Here is a 17,350-nt window from a genome sequence, read left to right as displayed (position 1 = left end):
GACTCCTGCCTCAGGCGCGGTAGGCCTCGGGGTCGAGGCGCTGCATCTCGGATTCGATCCAGTTTTCGACTTCCACCATCAGCTCCTCGTGCTTGCGGCCCACGGAAGGGATGGGCTTGCCGATGGAGACATCGACCACGCCCGGGGTCTTGATGAAGGCCTTGCGCGGCCAGCACTTGGCCGAGGTGACGGCAATGGGCACCACGGGCACGCCGGTCATGATGGCCAGGCGCGTGGCGCCGGTCTTGTACTCGCCGCGTTCGCCGCGCGGGATGCGCGTGCCTTCGGGAAACATGATCACCCAGGTGCCCTGGCCCAGCAGGCGCTTGCCCTGCTCGACCACCTTGTGGAATGCGCGCGAGCCGTGCTTGCGGTCGATATGGATCATGTCCATGCTGCCGATGGACCAGCCGAAGAAGGGCACCATGAGCAGTTCCTTCTTGAACACATAGGCCAGCGGGCGCGGCATGATCGCCGGCATGAGGAAGGTCTCGTAGGTGGACTGGTGCTTGACCAGCAGCACCACGCCCTGCTTGGGATCGGTGGGCAGGTTCTCCATGCCCTGCACGCGGTGGCGCACGCCCATGATCACGCGGGCGCTGTCCACCGACAGCTTGAGCCAGGCGCGCGCCACGGCATAGACGCGGCGCGGCCCGCCGCCCAGCCAGCGCGTGAGCAGCACGGCCAGGGTGTAGGGGATCACGGTGATGCCCATCCAGAGCATGTGGAGGGTGGAGCGGATCAGGGACATGGCGGCAGTGTGGTGCAGAAAGCGGCGCAGCGGCCGGGCGGCTGGCCCGGGCCTTGCGCCCTCAGGAATCGGAATTCACAAAGATAGCATTGTGCGCAGGACGGCAGGCCGGCGGCGCATGGGCAAAGCGCCATTCGGACGTTCAGGCGTTCAGGGAGCGGGTGCGGCATCTGCCGGAACCAGCGCATCGGCCAGCGCGGCCAGGCTGGCATGGCGCTGGGTGCCGGGCGGCAGTCCAGGCGGCAGCGCCCCATCCAGAGACACTCCGGCGCTGGCCCCCGTGCAGACCAGGTGCAGGCGCGCGCCCATGGCGGCTCCGGCCTGCAGGTGGGCCACGCAGGAACCTATGACCCACAGCTGCTGCCCCTCGACGCCGAAGCGCTCGGCAATCTGCTCGAACAGCGCCGTGCCGGGCTTGCGGCAATGGCATTCCTCGTCCGGGGCATGGGGGCAGTAGAAAACCGCATCGACGCGCGCGCCTGCCGCCGCCATTTCGCGGTGCATGCGCGCGTGCACGGCATTGAGCTCGGTCACGTCGAACAGGCCCCGGCCCAGGCCTGGCTGGTTGGTGGCGACCACCACATGCCAGCCCGCCCGGTTCAGGCGCGCCACGGCTTCCAGCGCACCGCGCTGGGCCTTCCAGGCCTCGGCCGAGCCGATGAACCCCTCTTCACCGATCTGGTTGAGGGTTCCGTCACGGTCCAGGATCGCAATTTTCATGGTCGGGTCCCAAGAATGTCAGAACTCAATTGCGCGCGTCCCAAGACGAGGGACACCGAGGAAGGGCCTAGGCCGGCCGCGCCGCCCCGCACCGAGGGTGTCGTCCCCCTCCCTTGCGAAGCAAGTAGAGAGGCGCCGTGCCACGGGGGGAAGGCGCGAAGCGCCTCAGGGGGTGCTCCATTTACGCCAGTCGCGAAAGGTCCGCCACGCGATTCATGGCTTCGTGCAACGTGGCCAGCAGGCCCAGGCGGTTTGCCTTGAGCGCCGGGTCTTCGGCGTTGACCATCACATGCTCGAAGAAGGCATCGACCGGGGCGCGCAGCGCGGCCAGGGTCTGCAGGCTGGCCGTGTAGTCGCCGGCAGCAAACTGCTGCTGCGCCTTGGGCGCCACCGATTGCAGGGCTGCGTACAGGTCCTTCTCGGCCACCTCGGCCAGCACGGCCGCGTTGACCTGGGCCTGCACCGCCTGGTCGGCCTTCTTGAGGATGTTGCCCACGCGCTTGTTGGCGGCGGCCAGGGCCGGTGCCTCGGGCAGCTCGCCGAAGGCGCGCACGGCCTCCAGGCGCTTTTGCACGTCGGACAGGCGCTGCGGGCGCAGGGCCAGCACGGAGTCCACTTCCTGGGCCGAGAAACCCTGCTCGCGCAGGTTGCCGGCCAGGCGGTCGTAGATGAAATCGGCCAGTTGGGGCGTGGCGTCCTCGATCTTGTCGCCGAAGGCGGGCAGCACGCTGACCAGCAGGGTTTCCAGGTCCAGCGCCAGGTCCTTCTCGACCAGCATGCGGATCACGCCCAGGGCGTGGCGGCGCAGCGCGAAGGGGTCGCGGTCGCCCGTGGGCAGGTTGCCGATGCCGAACATGCCGACCAGGGTTTCCAGCTTGTCGGCCAGGGCCACGACCACGCCGGCGTTGCCGCGCGGCAGTTCGTCGCCCGCAAAGCGGGGCTTGTAGTGGTCCTCGATGGCATCGGCCACGGCCACGTCCAGGCCATCGTTGAGCGCGTAGTAGCGGCCCATGGTGCCCTGCAGTTCGGGAAACTCGCCCACCATGTCGGTCACGAGGTCGGTCTTGGCCAGTTGCGCGGCCAGGTCGGCCTGCTGGGCCAGGCCCGTGTCGCCCAGCTGGCGGGCAATGCTCTTGGCGATGGAGCGCACGCGCTCCACGCGCTCGCCCTGGGTGCCGAGCTTGTTGTGGTAGACCACCTTGCCCAGCCCGTCCACGCGCGAGGCCAGGGTCTTCTTGCGGTCCTGGTCGAAGAAGAACTTGGCGTCGGCCAGACGCGGGCGCACCACGCGTTCGTTGCCGCCGATGACGGCGCTGGCATCCTGGGGGCTGATGTTGCTGACCACCAGGAACTGGTGGGTCAGCCGGCCGGCGGCGTCCAGCAGCGGGAAGTACTTCTGGTTGGCCTTCATGGTGAGGATCAGGCATTCCTGCGGCACGTCGAGGAATTCCTTTTCGAACTCGCAGACCAGCACATTGGGGCGCTCGACCAGGGCCGTGACTTCGTCCAGCAGGGCCTCGTCCTCGATGGGACGGACACCGCCGCCCACGCGCTCGGCAGCGGCCTGCAGCTGGCGCGCGATCTCGGCACGGCGCTCGGCGAAGCTGGCGATGACGGCGCCTTCCTCGCGCAGCTGCGCGGCGTAGTCATCGGCGGAGCGGATGACCACGGGATCGACCGCCGCCTCGAAGCGGTGGCCATGCGTGGCCGTGCCGGCCGTCAGGCCCAGGGCCTTGACGCCGATCAGCACCTCGGTGCCGTGCAGCACCACCAGGCCGTGGGCCGGACGCACGAAATGGACGCTGCTCCAGCCGTCGGCCAGCTGGTAGCGCATGACCTTGGGGATGGGCAGCCGGGCAATGGCTTCGTCCAGCGCCTTTTGCACGCCGTCGGCCAGCATCACGCCGCGCACGGTGGAGGCGTGGAACAGGGCCTCGGCCTTGCCTTCGCCCTGGCGGGTCAGGCTGGCAACGGCTTCTTCGCCGGCGCCCAGGGCGGCCAGCTTCTTGATCAGTGCGGGCGTGGGCTTGCCGTCGGCGTCCAGGCCCACGGAGACGGGCATGAGCTTTTGCGACACGGCCTTGTCCTCGGCCTGGGGCAGCACTTCGGTGATGTGGGCGGCCAGGCGGCGCGGCGAGGCATAGGCCGTCAGGCGCGCTTCGCTCGATGCCAGCAGGCCCTGGGCCTTGAGCTGCTCGAACAGCACGCCGGCAAAGGCGTCGCCCAGCTTTTGCAGCGCCTTCGGGGGCAGCTCTTCGACAAACAGTTCAACAAGAAGATTCGATGCGTTCATGGTCTGGTGTTCTCTCGGTGCAGCGGTGTCCGCCTCAGGCGGCCTTCTTGCCCTGTTGTTCGGCGGCCTTGGCCAGCTCGGCCAGCACTTCGTCGGCATGGGCCTTGGGCGCCATGGGGAAGCCCAGGCGCGCACGGCTGTCCATATAGGCCTTGGCCACGGCGCGGGCCAGGTTGCGGATGCGGCCGATGTAGGCGGCACGCTCCGTCACGCTGATGGCGCCGCGCGCATCGAGCAGGTTGAAGGTGTGGGCGGCCTTGAGCACCTGCTCGTAGGCCGGCAGCGCCAGCTGTTCGCCGATCAGGTGGTTGGCCTGCTTTTCGTGGGCGCTGAAGGCGGTGAACAGGAAGTCGGCGTCCGAGTGCTCGAAGTTGTAGGTGGACTGCTCCACCTCGTTCTGGTGGTAGACGTCGCCGTAGCTCAGGCCGTCGGTCCAGGTCAGGTTGTAGACGTTGTCCACGCCCTGCAGGTACATGGCCAGGCGCTCCAGGCCATAGGTGATCTCGCCGGTGGCGGGCTTGCAGTCGATGCCGCCGACCTGCTGGAAGTAGGTGAACTGGGTCACCTCCATGCCGTTGAGCCAGACTTCCCAGCCCAGGCCCCAGGCGCCCAGCGTGGGGTTTTCCCAGTCGTCCTCGACAAAGCGGATGTCGTTCTTCTTGAGATCGAAGCCCAGGGCCTCGAGCGAGCCCAGGTACAGCTCCAGGATGTTGTCGGGCGCGGGCTTGAGCACGACCTGGAACTGGTAGTAGTGCTGCAGGCGGTTGGGGTTGTCGCCGTAGCGGCCGTCCTTGGGGCGGCGGCTGGGCTGCACGTAGGCGGCCTTCCAGGGCTCGGGGCCCAGGGCGCGCAGGAAGGTCGCGGTATGCGAGGTGCCCGCGCCCACTTCCATGTCATAGGGCTGGAGCAGCGCGCAGCCCTGGTCGGCCCAGTAGGACTGCAGCTTGAGGATGATTTGTTGGAAAGTGAGCATGACTTGTTTCAGGCGTCGCACGCAGGCCGGGGCCGCGCCGGTGAATGAGAGGCGGCTCGCGCCGCGCAAACGACGATTTTAAGGCGCCGCCCGGCCCTGCGCCGTGGCGCGGGCCTGCGGCCCCACGGCAGACGCTCCACAGGGCGATCTGCATCAAAAAACGGAGCAGGCGACACATGCCGGCAAAGGCCGTGGCGCGCGAAGCCCCGAAAGCCCGCCTTGCACGACGCATCCGGATCATTTTTTGACAATTCACCGGGGCAGCGGCCGGTGGCCGTTCTCCCCGCCGCCATGCACGCCGCCTAGAATGGCCCATTGACCTTTTTTGTCGTGGACCAACACCGTTTCGGAGCCTGCCATGAACCTGATGAACATCATCACCAAGCAACTGATAGAGATCATCGAGTGGACCGATGACTCGCGCGACACGCTCTCCTACCGCTGGCCCGACGACGACAAGGAAATCAAGAACGGCGCCCAGCTCATCGTGCGCGAGTCGCAGCAGGTGCAGTTCGTCTCGGCCGGCCAGTACGCCGACCTGTTCAGCCCCGGCAAGCACACGCTGACCACGCAGAACATTCCCATCCTGTCCACCATCCAGGGCTGGAAGTACGGCTTCAACTCGCCGTTCAAGTGCGATGTCTACTTCATCAACACGCGGCTGTTCACGGGCAACAAGTGGGGCACCTCCAACCCCGTGATGGTGCGCGACCAGGACTTCGGCGCCGTGCGCCTGCGCGCCTTCGGCACCTATGACTTCCGCATCGTCGAGCCGGCCAAGTTCCTCAAGGAAGTGGCCGGCACGGACCAGAACTTCCGCATCGACGAGTTCGCCGACACCATGCGCTCGCGCATCATCAGCGTGTTCACCGAGTCGCTGGCCAAGGCCCGGGTGCCCGTGCTGGACGTGGCCCAGCGCTATGGCGAGCTGGGCGATGCGCTGCTGCCGCTGATCAACCCGGCCATGACGGACAAGTACGGCCTGGAGATCACCAGCTTCGTGCTGGAGAACGTGTCCGTGCCGCCCGAGGTGGAGCAGGCCATCGACAAGCGCTCCAGCATGACGGCCATCGGCAACCTCAACGACTACGTCAAGTACCAGATGGGCCAGGCCATGACCACGGGCGGCGAAGGCGCTGCCGCAGCCACCCTGCCCGCCACCATGGCCATGGGCTTCGGCATGGCGCAGGAGATGATGAAGAGCATGCAAAACGGCGGCGGCGCCGGTGGCGCACCGGCCGGCCAGGCCTCCGACCCGTTCTCGCCTGCCGCCGCCCAGGCCGCCCAGGCGCCGGCAGCACCCGCCGCCGGTGGCCTGCAGGTGCTGACTCCGGCACAGGCGGCCCAGGTGCTGGGTGTCAGCGAGGCCGATGTGCTGGCCGAGATCCAGGCCGGCAACCTCAAGGCGCGCCAGATCGGCAGCCAGTGGCGCATTGCGCAAGCCGCACTCGATGACTTCCTGCGCGGCTGACATTTCCGTGGTTTGACCCTTTGCGGCGCCAGGCCCTGCCTGGCGCCGCGTCCCGTTTTCCAGGACCGATGCCGTGAGCGCGCCCTCCTCCAGTTCCTCCAGCACCTCGACTTCCCCCGCCTCCGGTTCCTGGGAGGCCGCTGCCGCCGCGCCGGCTATGGTGCGCAAGCACCCCTGCCCCGAATGCGGCGCCAACCTCGAATGGAATGCCCAGGCCCAGGCGCTCAAGTGCCCGTACTGCGGCACCACGGTGCCCTGGAGCGAGGAAACGCGCGAGGAACTGGGCCGCGATGTGGTCGAGCAGGACCTGGCCGAGGCGCTGCGCAACCCCAAGTCCGGCCGGGGCTGGGGCACGGAGGACCGCTACGAGGTCCAGTGCCAGAACTGCCGCGCGATCTCGGTCTTCGTCAACCGCACCGTGGCCCAGCGCTGCGACTTCTGCGGCTCGCCCTCCATCGTGGCCCACGAGGGCCAGGGCGATGCCATCACGCCGCAGAGCATCCTGCCCTTCAAGATCAGCGACGGCCAGATCCGCGACCGCATACGCCAGTGGTACGGCAGCCGCTGGTTCGCGCCCAACCGCCTGAAGTCCGCCGCGCTGACCGACACGCTGCACGGCGTGTACCTGCCGTACTGGACCTTCGACGCCCACGCCAGCGCCGACTGGCAGGCCGAGGCGGGCTTCTACTACTACACCACCGAGTCCTACCGCGACAGCAACGGCAACGTGCAGACGCGCCAGGTGCGCCATGTGCGCTGGGAGCCGGCCTCGGGCAGCCTCGCCCATTTCTTCGACGACGAGCTGGTGCCCGGCACCGTGGGCGTGCACGCCAACCTGCTGCGCCAGGTGGAGCCCTTCCCCACCACCACCGACCTCAAGCCCTACACGCCCGAGTTCGTGCGCGGCTGGACGGTGGAGCGCTACCAGATCGACCTGGGCAAGGCCGCGCAGGTCAACGTGCAGGACATGGACGAGCAGCTGCGCGCCCTGTGCGCGCGCCAGGTGCCCGGCGACACCTACCGCAACCTGCAGATGCAGCGCGAGTACCAGGGCCGCACCTTCAAGCACATCCTCGTGCCGGTCTGGCTGGTGGGCTACACCTACGGCAGCAGGACCTTCCAGATCATCGCCAACGGCTACACGGGCCAGATCGCGGGCGAGCGCCCCTACAGCGCCCTCAAGATCACGCTGGCCGTGCTGGCCACGATCATGGTGCTGGCGCTGCTGTGGGTGATGTTCGGCCAGTAAGTAGGCCGGCTGCCGCTCACCACGCGCTCCAGACCTCCTCGGCCAGACCGAACGCCGTGCTGGCGCCGGACCCACCCGTCACAGCGACCACGCGCGTGGCCTCGTCGGGCGCATGCACCACGCAGGGCGCGTCCTGCGCACTCGGGTAGACGCCCACCCAGCGCTCCACCACCTGGGCATCGCGCAGGTGCAGGGCCTCGTTCATGTGGCGCAGCATCAGCCGGTCCACGGCTTCGCTGGCAAAGGGCTGGGGCGCTGCGCCGTAGTGGTGGGAGTCGCCCACCACCAGGCTGCCGTCGGCGCTTTGCACGGCGATCAGGTGGATGCCGTGGGCCAGGCTCTCGCCCTCCTCCCGCTCCAGCTCGGCGCGCAGCGCGGCGGCTTCGGGCAGGGCGCTGTAGCCCTCGTATCTGACCATGCTCAGGTCCCCCATGACCGAGCCCTTGAGCTGCAAGCCCGGCTGCGGCCGCACGCGCAGCATCTGCAGCTGGCACAGCTGGATGCGGTGCGGCGTCCACAGGCCGGCGAACAGGCCGCCCGGGTCGGCGTTGTTGCAGACCACCACGCGTTCGCCGTGGTAGCTGGCGCGGGCGCTGCGCACCCGGGGTGCCGCCACCTCGAGCACGGCCTCGCCAAAGCGGAAATCCACGCCCATGGCCTGCTCCAGCCACTGCGCCAACCTGGGAATGGCCGTGCGCGACTCCACGCGCAGCTCATGCGGGCTGTAGAGCACGGCGCTGAGGTCTTCGGTGCGCAGTGCCGGGTGGCGTTCGGCGGCCTGGGCCGGCGTGAGCAGCTCGCAGCGCTCGCCCATGGAGGTGCTCAGAAAGGCGTGGAGCACGGCCTCGGCGCTGGCCCGGCGCGCCGTCAGCCACAGGCCGCGGTGCACGACCTCGATGCCGGCCTGCGGCGCGATCTCGGCCCAGGTATCGCGCGAACGCATGGCCCGCTGCCAGTGGGCGCCCGCCTGCTGCCCCGTGACAGTGACAAAGCCGAAATTGCGGATGGAGGCGGAGATGCAGGCCGCATCGCGCTCGATGACGAGCACGCTGCGGCCACGGCGCGCAGCCGCATAGGCGTGGGCCAGGCCGACAATGCCGGCCCCCACCACGATCAGGTCGTAGTTCTTCATGGGAGAAAACAGAGGAGAGGGAAAGGAAAAAAGTCAGCGCTGGCGCCAGCGCTGCGTGCGCCGCTGCACCCAGGCATCCAGCGCCGCGATCAGCAGCCGGCCCGCAGCGGCCGTGGCAAAGATCAGCGTGGCCATGGCGGCGGCCGGCGCGGTGTCGCCCGCGTCGTCCATGGCCAGCACGGCCACCGAGGCCAGCGTGGTCTCGGGCGAGTACAGGAACACCACGGCCGACACCGTGGTCATGGCGTTGACGAAGAAATAGCCGGCCACCTGCATGACCACGGGCAGGCATACCGGCAGGTGCACGCGCCACAGCAGCGTCCAGAAGGCCACACCCATGGAATCGGCCACGCGCTCGTACTCGGCATCGAGCTGCTGCAGCGCGGCCAGTTGCGTGATGTGCGCCACCGAGAAGAAATGCGCCACCGAACACAGCACCAGGATGGCCATGCTGCCGTACAGGAAGTGCAGCGGATTGCCCTGGGCATTGAAGAACAGGATGTAGCCCAGGCCCAGCGCCAGCCCCGGCACGGCCATGGGCAGCGTGGCCACGGCATGCAGCCACTGGCGCGTGCGTGCCCAGCGCACGGGCTTGGCCACCAGGTAGGCGGTCACAAAGCTCAGCACCGCGCCCAGCACGGCCGTGGCCAGCGCCATGGACAGCGAGTTGCCATAGCTGGCCCAGCCGCCGCCGTCCATCATGTCGAAGCGGTAGTTCTTGAATGTCAGCGTGAGGTTGTACGGCCAGTAGCTGACCAGGGAGGCCAGCACGGCCGTGCCCATGACGGCCAGCAGCGCCAGCGCCACCAGCGCGCAGTAGGCGAACAGCGCGCGGTCCAGCGGCGCATGGGGCTGGGGCACCAGCGGCACGGAGCGCACGCCCATGGTGGCCGCCTGGCGCACGCGCAGATGGCGCTCTGCCGCAAAGGCCAGGCCGGCCGGCACCAGCAGCAGCATGGCCACCACCGCACCCATGGACAGGTTTTGCTGGCCGATGACCTGCTTGTAGATGTCGGTGGCCAGCATGGCCGTGTTGCCGCCAATGACCTTGGGCACGCCGAAGTCGGTCACCACGAGCACGAAAACCACGATCCACGAAATCATCAGCCCGTAGCGGCTGGCCGGCAGCGTGACCTGGCGGAAGCTGCGCCAGCGGCTGGCGCCCAGCGTGGCGGCCGCCTCGTACAGGCGCGCATCGCCCGAGGCCAGCGTGGTGCACAGAATCATCAGCGCATGCGGAAAGGTCCAGAGCACCGAGCCCACGATGATGCCGAAGGGCCCGTAGGCCGAGCCCCCCTGCAGCCAGCCCTTGAGCAGGCCCTGGCTGCCGAACAGGTAGATCAGGCTGATGGCCATGAGCAGCGAAGGCGCCAGCAGCGGCACCAGGGCCAGCGCGCGGAACCAGCGCGCCAGCGGCATGCAGCTGCGCACCACGCCATAGGCGTAGGCATAGGCCAGCAGCACGCAGACCGTGCTGCTCACGGCCGACAGCCACAGGCTGTTGAACAGCGATTGCGTCACGCCCGGCATGCGCGCATAGGTGATGAACTGGGCCAGGCCCGTGAAGCGGCCCGTGTCGTCCCAGAAACTCCTGCCCAGCAGGCTGGCCACCGGCAGGGCGATGGTGGCCAGCAGCCAGGCCAGTGCGCCCAGCACCAGGGCGCCCAGCCACCAGCGCTCCCAGCCTGCGCTGCGCCCCTGCGGACGCACGGGTCCTGCAGGCGCGCTGCGGCGTGCGCAAGCGAAGCGGTCCACCGGCACCGGCACGGAAACGGCCGTGTCCATGGGATGCGCGCTCATGCGGCCTTCCTCGCGTCGGGCGCCGCCAACGGCTGCAGCGCAGCGGCGGGCAGCTCCATCAGCACCTCGCCCTGCAGCCAGTCGGGCAGGCCCACGTCGTGGCGCAGGGGCCACTGGGCGTCAACCTGGCATTGCAGCGTGGGGCTGTACAGGCGCACCAGGGCCATCGATCCGAGGAAGGAGGTCTCCACCACGCGGGCGCGCAACAGGTTGGGCAACGCCGTGGGCTGGGCCGGGTGCAGCACCACGCTTTCCGGACGCACGCCGACCAGCAGCGCGTCGCCACGCTCGAAGCCGGCCAGCGCACAGCGCAGGCTGGCTTCGCCGATGCGCACCTGGTCCGCCCCCTCGGCCGTGGCCGGCAGCAGGTTCATGCGGCCCACGAAACCGGCCGCGAACTGGCTCACGGGCTGGGCATAGAGCTGCTCGGGCGAACCCTGCTGCTCGATGCAGCCCTGGTGCATGAGCACCACGCGGTCGGCCATGGACAAGGCCTCTTCCTGGTCGTGCGTGACCATGATGGAGGCGATGCCCAGCTGGCGCTGCAGCTGGCGGATCTCGCTGCGCAGCTCGGTGCGCACCTGGGCATCGAGCGCGGACAGCGGCTCGTCGAGCAGCAGCAGGCGCGGCCGGGGCGCCAGCGCGCGGGCCAGTGCCACGCGCTGCTGCTGGCCGCCCGACAGCTGGGCCGGGTAGCGCTGGGCCTGCGCGCCCAGACCCACCAGGGACAGCATCTCGGCCACGCGCTCGCGCGCCTGCGCCGCAGGCTGCCCGTTCAGCCCGAAGGCCACGTTCTGCGCGGCCGTCAGGTTGGGAAACAGCGCATAGCTCTGGAACACCACGCCGAAGCCACGGCGCGCGGCCGGCCAGCGCGTGATGTCATCGCCCTGGAACAGCACCCTGCCCTCGTCAGGCATGTCGATGCCGCAGACGATGCGCAGCAGCGTGGTCTTGCCGCAGCCCGAAGGGCCGAGCAGGCTGACGAACTCGCCCGCCTCCACGTTCAGGTCAATGCCGCGCAGCACCTGCTGCTCGCGGTAGCGCTTGGCGATATGGTCTATGCGCAGCATGGCGTGGCTCCGGCTTACTTTTTCTCTGCCTTGGCTTCGTAGCGGCGGCTCCACTCGGCCAGGATGCGCTCGCGGTTGGCCGCGGCCCAATCGAAGTCGTTCTTCGCCAGCCGCTTTTCGAGGTCGGCAGGAATGAACTCCAGCTTTTCCTGCGCCTCGGGCAAGGCCAGCACGGCGAAGTTGGCGGCGTAGAGCTTGTTGGCCTCGGGCGTGACGGCCCAGTCGGCCAGGGCCTTGGCGGCTTCCTGCTTCTTGCTGGTCTTGAGGATGGCCGTGGCCTCCACATCCCAGCCCAGGCCTTCCCGGGGGAAAACGATGTCGATGGGCGCACCGTCCTTCTTGGTCTTGCTGGCTCGGTATTCGAAGCTCAGGCCCACGGGAAACTCCCCGGCCCCTGCCTGGCGGCAGGGCTTGGAGCCGCTGTGCGTGTACACGCCCATGTTCTGGTGCAGGCCGTCCATGTAGGCCCAGCCCTTGTCCTCGCCCATGATCTGCAGCCAGGCCGCGACCATCAGGTAGCCCGTGCCGCTGGAGGCCGGGTGGGGCATGGTGATCGTGCCCTTGAACTCGGGCCTGACCAGGTCGGCCCAGCTGGCGGGCACCGGCAGCTTGCGCTTGCCGGCCTCCACGGTGTTGAAGCAGATGGCCGAGGACCACAGGTCCATGCCCACCCAGGTCGGCTGGGCGCGCGGATCGCGCATGTTGGCTCGCACCTTGTCCAGGCCCTTGGGCGCGTAGGGCTGGAGCATGCCCTGCTTGTCCAGCAGCATCAGCGAGGTGGCGGCCACGCCCCAGATCACGTCGGCCTGGGGATTGGCCTTCTCGGCCAGCAGGCGGGCCGTGATGATGCCCGTGCTGTCGCGCACGAACTTGAGTTCGATCTCGGGATGGGCCTTCTCGAAGCCGCTCTTGTAGGCCTTGATCTGGTCGGCCTCCAGCGCGCTGTAGACCAGCAGCTCGGTCTTGGCCGCGTGGGCCAGGGAGGCGAAGGAGGCGACGGTCAGCGCCGCAGAGGCAATGGCGAGGCGGCGGCCCAGGGAGGCAAGGGTGTGGCGCATGGCGTGTCAGTTCCGTTGTGGGTTCGTGGACAGGCGGCAGGGTCGCCACCTCTGACACCCACTGTAGAAAGCGCAGGTGAAACGTCCGTGTCACACAACGGAAATTTAGCGAAGCGGGTATTGGCGGATTTGGGTGCCCTCCGCCCCCAGGCGCCCCCTCGCCCCGCTCCCGCCTTCTTCAGCGGCGCGGCTTTACCCTGCCCGGGCGCTCAGCCTGGGCCGTCTGCGGCTGCAGCGCATCCAGCAGCCGGTCCTGCAGGCGCGCGCGGTGGGCAAGGTTCTCATCCAGCCGCGCGGCCAGCGCGTCGATGTGATCGCGCATCAGCTGCTCGGCGCGCGCCATGTCGCCGGCGGCCAGCGCATCGACGATGGCCTCGTGGTCGGCATTGGAGTGCTGTGCCTCGGTCTGCGACTGGTACAGCGCAGACACCAGGGTGGTGCGCGCCGACAGGTCGGCCATCATGGCCGTGAGAAAGCGGTTGCCCATCTGCTCGGCCAGGCAGACGTGGAAGTCGGCCAGCAGCACGCTGCGCTGGCCGGCGTTGTCGGCCTCGGCGATGGCGCCGCGCTCCTGGGCCACATGCTCGCGCAGCGTGCGTATGGCCGCCTGCAGCGGCCGGCCCGCGTCGCGCAGCATGCCGGACTCCAGCACGCGGCGCGCGGCATAGGTTTCCTGGGCTTCCTCGAACGAGGGCTCGACCACGTACCAGCCCTGGCGCGAGCGCACCTCGACGAAGCCGCGCGCCTGCAGCTGCATCAGCGCCTCGCGCACCATGGTGCGGCTCACACCGAAGACCTCGGCCAGTTCCTTTTCGCCCAGGCGTTCGCCAGGGCGCAGCTTGCGCTCGACGATGGAGCGCATCACGCGCTCGGCAATCAAGGCCGGCCCGGTGGCCGGCGCATCCTGCGGCTCGGACATGGCGGCCTCCTCAGGCTGCGGCCGGAATGCGGCGCGGGCGCAGCGTGGCCATCACCCAGTACACGCTGCCGCCGATCAGCACGCCGAAGAACCAGCCGTAGGTGCCCCACCAGACCGGCAGCAGGCTGGTGAAGTTCGGCAGGATGGTGGAGAACACGCTGCCGATGCCGGTGGCGATCAGCGCGTTGACGTTCCAGCCGCCCTCGTAGCGGTACTCGCCATGTTCGTCATACAGCGCGGCCACGTTGATGTTGCCCTTGGCCACCAGGTAGTAGTCCACCAGGATGATGCCCAGCAGCGGCCCCATGGTGGCGCCGATGGCGTTCACGAAGTGGGCAGCGCCGCCCTCCCATGGTGCAAAGGGGTAGAGAGCCAGGGCGATCAGTGCGGCGATGTATCCGCCGCGCTTGAAGTCGATGCGCTTGGGAAACACGTTGGAAATATCGAAGGCCGCCGAGACGAAGTTGGCCACCACGTTGATGCCCAGCGTGGCCACGGCAAAGGTGACGGCGGCCAGCAGGGCCAGCACCCAGCTGTCGAACTTGGCCGAGATCTGCTCGGGGTGCAGCAGCACCTCGCCATAGACCTTGAAGGCCGCAATCGTGGTGATGCCGGCCACCAGCGAGAAAGCGATCAGATTCACGGGCAGGCCCCAGAGGTTGCCCTTGGCCACCGCCTCCTTGTTCTTCGCATAGCGCGAGAAATCGCAGAAGTTCAGGTACAGCGCCGCAAAGTAGGTGATCCAGGTCGCGCCCACGGCCATCAGCGCCCAGAAGCTGCCCGGCGCGCCGCTCACCCCCGCATCCTTGGTCTTGTCCAGCAGCACATCCATGGGAATGCCGTGGTCGAAGCTGAAGCCGCCGGCCTTCACGCACAGGCCGATGGCCAGCACCAGCATGGCGATCCACACGGCAGGCCCGGCCCAGTCCTGGAATCGCCGCACGGTCTCCATGCCCCTTTGGATGATCAGCAGCTGCAAGGCCCAGATGACCACGTAGCAGATCACCTCCAGACCCGAATGGCCCAGCCAGTGCGTGGTCTGGTGGAAGGACAGCAACGCCTCATTGCGCACCAGCAGCGCCACCATGGCGCCCGAGGCGGCCGCCGTCTGCGCCCCGTACCAGAAGCAGGCCACGATGGCTCGCACCAGGGCAGCCAGATTCGCGCCCCATACCCCGAAGGACGCACGCGCCAGCACCGGATAGGGCACGCCGGTCTTCTCGCCCGCATAGCCCACCAAGTTCATCAAGAAGAAGATGACCAGGGAGCTGATGCCGATGGCGATCAGAAAATTGACGAAGCTGCCGCACAGCAGAAACAGGCTGGCCGCCAGGTAGTAGCCCCAAAGGCTGTGCACGTCCGAAGTCCAGACGTTGAAAATGCTGAAGGCGCCCCAGCGGCGGTCCTTGGTGGGCGCCAGGTCTTCGTTGTAAAGACCCGGCGAGGGATTGCGAATATCCATTGCTGCGCTCCTTGATCACGAGCAATCACTGACACAAGACCAGCCGAGACCCATGAATCAGCTGGCACACAAACTGGCACGCAAACTGGTATGCAAGAAGTGTGCCTTCAGGCGCAGGAGTTGTTTCCAGGGACATACCCGGCCACGCCGGCCCTGCGCATCACGGCGCCATGTTGAAATGGCGCCAGGCATTCCTGACCCCAACACCCCGCCATGTTCGTCACGCAGCTCAAGTCCTTCTTCTGGGTCGCCCGCCTGGGCAGCATCACGCAGGCGGCACGCCAGCTTTCGCTGAGCCAGCCCACCGTGACCACCCAGATCCGCGCGCTGGAAGAGCACTACGGCGTGGAGCTGTTCCATCGCCAGGGCGGGCGCCTGTCCATCACCGATGCTGGGCTGCGCCTGCTGCCCCAGGTCGAGCAACTGCTGCTGCAGACCATCCAGCTGGAGTCGGCGCTGCGCCATTCGGGCGATGCCAGCCAGGGCCAGCTGCGCATCGGTGCGACGGCGCCCTACTACGTGCTGGACATCGTCAAGCGCTACCAGCGGCGCTTCGAGCGGGTGGAAGTGGCCATCGTGGGCGGCAACTCGCGCCAGATGGTGCAGGCGCTGGTGGACTACCAGGTGGACCTGGCGACCTCATCGCACCTGGAAGGTGATCCGCGCCTGCTGCGCGTGGAACTGGGCCAGGACCCGCTGGCCCTGCTGGTGCACCGCAGCCACCGGCTGGCGCAGCGCACCATGGTGCAGGCGTCCGATCTGGTGCAAGACACGCTGATCCTGCGCGAGCGCGGCTCCATGACGCGCCAGCTCACCGAACAGATGCTGGCCGCCGCCGGCCTGGCACCGCGCCACATCATGGAAATCGCCAGCCGCGAAGCCATCCGCGAGGCCGTGATCCGCGACATGGGCATCAGCGTCTTCGCCCGGCATGAAGCCTCGGCCCACCCCGACATCGTCGTCCTGCCCTTCGCAGGCCCCGTGCCGCGCCTGCCCGAATACCTGTACTGCCTGCGCGAACGCCGCCAGGCCCGGCTGATCGCCGGCTTTCTGGAGGAGGCCGTGCCGGGCGGGGTGCTGCCGGACATGGAACAAGACTCTCTTGAGAATGCGTAAACCGTTGTGGCACAACGATTTCCAGGCACCCACAGGAGATAGTTCCCGTTGGCTTCCGTAGTAGACTTGCATGGCTATGTACAAGGGCACCGGCATCTATTCTGTCCCGGAAGCATCGCGCCTGATTGACGTGCCGACGCGGGACATCCATCGCTGGCTCTTCGGTTACCACTACCGCAAGACGCCAGGCGAGGCAGACTCGCGCACGTACAGCCAACCGTTGTGGAAGCACGAACTGTTCAACGAAGACTTTGATGAAAAGGTCATTGGCTTTCGGGATCTGCTGGAATTACGCTTTATCCGGGAGTTCAGGCGCCATGGTGTCGCATTGAACGTGATCCGTCGCTGCCTGACCACAGCTGGCGAGCTTTATGGGGTCACCCATCCCATGACCATACCGCGCTTCAGGACAGATGGGAGAACCATCTATGCGGAAGCGCTGTCCGAGGAAACGCACGAAAACTCTCTGGTGGATCTCAAAAGCAGGCAGTCGGTCTTCAAGGACATCATAAGGCCATCCTTGTATGAGGGCATCGTCTACGACGCTAGCGAGAAGCAGGCCAGCCGCTGGTACCCCGCTGGAAAGAAGGCGCCCATCGTCATCGACCCAGCCCGCCAGTTCGGCGCCCCCATCATCGAAACCACGGGAACGCCGACCAGTATTCTGTTTGCCTCCTATCTCGCCGAAGGCAGCGACGGACAAGCCATGGCCATCACAGGTCGCGTTTACAAAGTGCCCCTGCGCGCCGTGGAGGCAGCCATCCGCTTTGAGCTTGAACTCAAGCGGAGCGTGCATTGAATTTTCTGTTTGATGCGAACATGCCGCCGAGCTTGGCGGCAGCAGTTGCATGCTTGGGGGCAGACCGCTTTGACCCGGGGCATATTGATAAGGTTGCCCATCTCACAGAGTTGTTCTCCGCAGATACCCAGGACATCACATGGTTGACCATACTGGGACAGGACCGCGGAGCGCGATGGACCATCATTTCCCGAGATGGATTTCGCAAGCAAAAAGGCGCCGAACGCCAAGTTTTGCGTGTGAATTCAACCGGTCGATGCAACACAATGACTGCACCTGGCGCAAGGAGTGCTGGCCATGAAGCAACGACCTCGGATCTACTACACCGAAGCACAGAAGGCGATGATGTGGGATCGCTGGAGCAAGGGCGATACCCTGCACCAGATCGGCAAGCTGTTCGATCGGCCACATACCTCCATTCAGAACATCCTGGCCGCAACCGGCGGAATCCGCCCGCCAGCGCGCCATCGATCACGATTGGCACTGACTCTCGCTGAGCGCGAGGAGATCTCGCGGGCATTGGCTGCGGGCGAATCC

The 17,350-nt window shown here is 67.4% G+C and carries 14 protein-coding genes and 2 pseudogenes; 6 read left to right on the top strand and 10 right to left on the bottom strand.

Going from position 1 to position 17,350, the window contains the following annotated elements:
• Window positions 1-10 precede the first annotated feature (10 nt).
• The 4 genes from GRX31_RS12100 to glyQ all read right to left on the bottom strand — a co-directional run bounded on the left by GRX31_RS12100 (window position 11) and on the right by glyQ (window position 4,737).
• Window positions 11-751 (bottom strand): lysophospholipid acyltransferase family protein, encoded by a 741-nt coding sequence (locus GRX31_RS12100; protein ID WP_160852894.1) that lies wholly within the window; start codon window positions 749-751, stop codon window positions 11-13.
• 150 nt (window positions 752-901) lie between these two features.
• Window positions 902-1,471 carry a D-glycero-alpha-D-manno-heptose-1,7-bisphosphate 7-phosphatase gene (locus GRX31_RS12095; protein WP_016451836.1) on the bottom strand — a complete coding sequence of 190 codons (570 nt, stop codon included), beginning with the start codon at window positions 1,469-1,471 and terminating at the stop codon, window positions 902-904.
• 181 nt (window positions 1,472-1,652) lie between these two features.
• Entirely contained in the window at window positions 1,653-3,764 is a 2,112-nt protein-coding gene (gene glyS, locus GRX31_RS12090; protein WP_016446476.1) for a glycine--tRNA ligase subunit beta, read from the bottom strand.
• Window positions 3,765-3,798: 34 nt separating this feature from the next.
• On the bottom strand, window positions 3,799-4,737 hold the full coding sequence (glyQ, locus tag GRX31_RS12085) for a glycine--tRNA ligase subunit alpha (RefSeq protein WP_016446477.1): 939 nt from the start codon (window positions 4,735-4,737) through the stop codon (window positions 3,799-3,801).
• A gap of 358 nt (window positions 4,738-5,095) precedes the next feature.
• Here glyQ and GRX31_RS12080 point away from each other — a divergent pair, with 358 nt between their 5' ends.
• Together GRX31_RS12080 and GRX31_RS12075 are read left to right on the top strand one after the other, a co-directional pair.
• On the top strand, window positions 5,096-6,208 hold the full coding sequence (locus tag GRX31_RS12080; RefSeq protein WP_016446478.1) for an SPFH and helix-turn-helix domain-containing protein: 1,113 nt from the start codon (window positions 5,096-5,098) through the stop codon (window positions 6,206-6,208).
• Between the two features lie 73 nt (window positions 6,209-6,281).
• Window positions 6,282-7,457, top strand: a complete 1,176-nt coding sequence (locus tag GRX31_RS12075; protein ID WP_034365104.1) for a zinc ribbon domain-containing protein — start codon at window positions 6,282-6,284, stop codon at window positions 7,455-7,457.
• Window positions 7,458-7,473: 16 nt separating this feature from the next.
• On the opposite strand, the gene GRX31_RS12070 is transcribed toward GRX31_RS12075, so the two are convergent.
• The 6 genes from GRX31_RS12070 to GRX31_RS12045 all read right to left on the bottom strand — a co-directional run bounded on the left by GRX31_RS12070 (window position 7,474) and on the right by GRX31_RS12045 (window position 14,898).
• Window positions 7,474-8,589 (bottom strand): TIGR03364 family FAD-dependent oxidoreductase, encoded by a 1,116-nt coding sequence (locus GRX31_RS12070; RefSeq protein ID WP_160852892.1) that lies wholly within the window; start codon window positions 8,587-8,589, stop codon window positions 7,474-7,476.
• A 33-nt stretch (window positions 8,590-8,622) separates the two neighbouring features.
• On the bottom strand, window positions 8,623-10,389 hold the full coding sequence (locus tag GRX31_RS12065) for a putative 2-aminoethylphosphonate ABC transporter permease subunit (protein WP_160852890.1): 1,767 nt from the start codon (window positions 10,387-10,389) through the stop codon (window positions 8,623-8,625).
• Window positions 10,386-11,459 (bottom strand): ABC transporter ATP-binding protein, encoded by a 1,074-nt coding sequence (locus GRX31_RS12060; protein ID WP_160852888.1) that lies wholly within the window; start codon window positions 11,457-11,459, stop codon window positions 10,386-10,388. The genes GRX31_RS12065 and GRX31_RS12060 overlap by 4 nt, the downstream gene beginning before the upstream one ends.
• 14 nt (window positions 11,460-11,473) lie before the next feature.
• The gene (locus tag GRX31_RS12055; protein WP_126311299.1) at window positions 11,474-12,517 is read right to left on the bottom strand and encodes a putative 2-aminoethylphosphonate ABC transporter substrate-binding protein; all 1,044 of its coding nucleotides are present in this window, start codon (window positions 12,515-12,517) and stop codon (window positions 11,474-11,476) included.
• A 178-nt stretch (window positions 12,518-12,695) separates the two neighbouring features.
• A complete protein-coding gene (locus GRX31_RS12050; RefSeq protein WP_160852885.1) occupies window positions 12,696-13,436 on the bottom strand; it encodes a GntR family transcriptional regulator in 741 nt (246 codons plus the stop codon).
• Window positions 13,437-13,446: 10 nt separating this feature from the next.
• The gene (locus GRX31_RS12045) at window positions 13,447-14,898 is read right to left on the bottom strand and encodes an NCS1 family nucleobase:cation symporter-1 (RefSeq protein WP_016446485.1); all 1,452 of its coding nucleotides are present in this window, start codon (window positions 14,896-14,898) and stop codon (window positions 13,447-13,449) included.
• Between the two features lie 213 nt (window positions 14,899-15,111).
• On the opposite strand from GRX31_RS12045, the gene GRX31_RS12040 reads away from it, so the two are divergent.
• From GRX31_RS12040 to GRX31_RS12025, 4 genes and pseudogenes are all read left to right on the top strand, one after another.
• Window positions 15,112-16,014, top strand: coding sequence for a LysR substrate-binding domain-containing protein (locus GRX31_RS12040; RefSeq protein WP_160852883.1), 903 nt, complete (start codon window positions 15,112-15,114; stop codon window positions 16,012-16,014).
• A gap of 70 nt (window positions 16,015-16,084) precedes the next feature.
• Window positions 16,085-16,813 carry a DUF433 domain-containing protein gene (locus GRX31_RS12035; RefSeq protein WP_160852881.1) on the top strand — a complete coding sequence of 243 codons (729 nt, stop codon included), beginning with the start codon at window positions 16,085-16,087 and terminating at the stop codon, window positions 16,811-16,813.
• Window positions 16,810-17,040: pseudogene (locus GRX31_RS31165) on the top strand (hypothetical protein); the annotation flags it as partial. The gene GRX31_RS12035 and the pseudogene GRX31_RS31165, both read left to right, overlap by 4 nt.
• A 70-nt stretch (window positions 17,041-17,110) precedes the next feature.
• Window positions 17,111-17,350 (top strand): annotated as a pseudogene (locus tag GRX31_RS12025) (IS30 family transposase); the annotation flags it as partial.

The organism is Delftia sp. CH05, from assembly GCF_009827015.1.
Taxonomy (GTDB): Bacteria; Pseudomonadota; Gammaproteobacteria; order Burkholderiales; family Burkholderiaceae_C; genus Comamonas; species Comamonas tsuruhatensis.
Note: the sequence above shows the minus strand (reverse complement) of the source record. Positions and strands in the feature narration are given on the sequence as shown.